This is a genomic window from Rhodococcus sp. F64268, assembly GCF_023015605.1.
GTDB lineage: Bacteria > Actinomycetota > Actinomycetes > Mycobacteriales > Mycobacteriaceae > Rhodococcus.
The window spans coordinates 1-1261 of the sequence record NZ_JALKAI010000032.1 but is presented as its reverse complement, the minus strand read 5'-3'; the positions used below and the strand labels follow the sequence as shown (position 1 = coordinate 1261).

Annotated in this window: 1 protein-coding gene and 1 pseudogene; both read left to right on the top strand. The window is 65.7% G+C overall.

The window, feature by feature from the left end; all coding sequences use genetic code 11:
- The first annotated feature begins 36 nt into the window (after positions 1-36).
- Entirely contained in the window at positions 37-171 is a 135-nt protein-coding gene (locus MWU77_RS24370; protein WP_247275026.1) for a helix-turn-helix domain-containing protein, read from the top strand.
- 18 nt (positions 172-189) lie between these two features.
- A pseudogene (locus MWU77_RS24365) lies at positions 190-1257 on the top strand (RNA-guided endonuclease InsQ/TnpB family protein); the annotation flags it as partial.
- Positions 1258-1261: the final 4 nt, after the last annotated feature.

Genomic DNA, 1261 nt, shown 5'->3' with positions numbered 1-1261 from the left:
GTTCGACATGTCGGACCCTTCTGTTGTCATGGGCAGATGAGGACCGCGTACAAGGTCCGGGCCTACCCGGATCCCGAACAGTCGGCGCTGCTGCGCCGCACGTTCGGTTGCGTGCGCGTCGTGTGGACCAAGACCCTCGCTGGCCTGCGACGCCGGTACACCACCGAGTAGAAATCGACCGCGTACAAGGACACCGACGCCGCACTGTCCGAGTGGAAGAAAACCGAGGAGCTTGCGTTCCTGTCGGAGGTGTCCTCGGTGCCGCTGCAGCAGACGCTGCGCCACCAGCACACCGCGTTCCAGTCGTTCTTCAAGGGCACCGCCAAGTACCCACGGTTCAAGAACCGGCAGTCTCGCCAGTCCGCGCACTACACACGCTCGGCGTTCCGCATCAAACCGGACGGGTTGTGGCTGGCGAAGACCACCGCGCCGCTGCGGGTGGCGTGGTCCTGGCCCGGCATCGACCTTGCCGCGCTCGACCCGACAATGGTGGTTGTCTCCAGGGAGGCGGACGGGTGGTGGTTCGTGACGTTCGCCGTCGACCAGGCCGATCCCGCGCCGTTGCCGGATGCGGGCGTGTCGGTCGGTGTGGACCTCGGGATCAAGGACTTTGCGGTCTTCTCGACCGGGGAGAAGATCGGGAACCCGAAGCACATGGTCCGGCACGACCGCGGCCTGCGCCGCCATCAGAGGCGCCTGGCCCGGATGCAGAAGGGATCGAACAACCGCGCCAAGCAACGCTCGAGGGTGGCACGCACGCACTCCCGTGTCCGCGATGCTCGCCGCGACTTCCTCCACAAGACCTCCACGGATCTCGTGGCGCGGTTCGACACGATTGCCGTCGAAGACCTCGCCCCGCGCAACATGGTCCGCAACCGCCGGTTGGCGAAGTCGATCAGCGAATGCGGGTGGGGTGAGTTCCGGTCGATGCTCGAGTACAAGTCCGAGCGGGCCGGTCGCCGGTTCGTGGTGATCGACCGCTGGTATCCGAGCTCGAAGACGTGCAGCGTGTGCGGGCATCTGCTCGCCGTGCTGTTCCTCGGGGCACGGCACTGGTCGTGCCTCGACTGCGGTACCCGGCATGACCGGGACGTCAATGCCGCGAAGAACATCCTTGTCGCCGCCGGGCTGGCGGAGACACGAAATGCCTGCGGAGGTGATGTCAGACGGCACGGGTTTTCCCGTCCGCAGTCGCTGGTGAAACAGGAATTCTCGGATGTGAGTCCGAGAATCCCCGTCCTTCAGGGCGGGGAGTAGTCAA

What these genes read in the sequence shown, in the direction of transcription:
- MWU77_RS24370 (WP_247275026.1), top strand. Translation starts at nt 37, where the DNA reads ATGAGGACCGCGTACAAGGTCCGGGCCTACCCGGATCCCGAACAGTCG.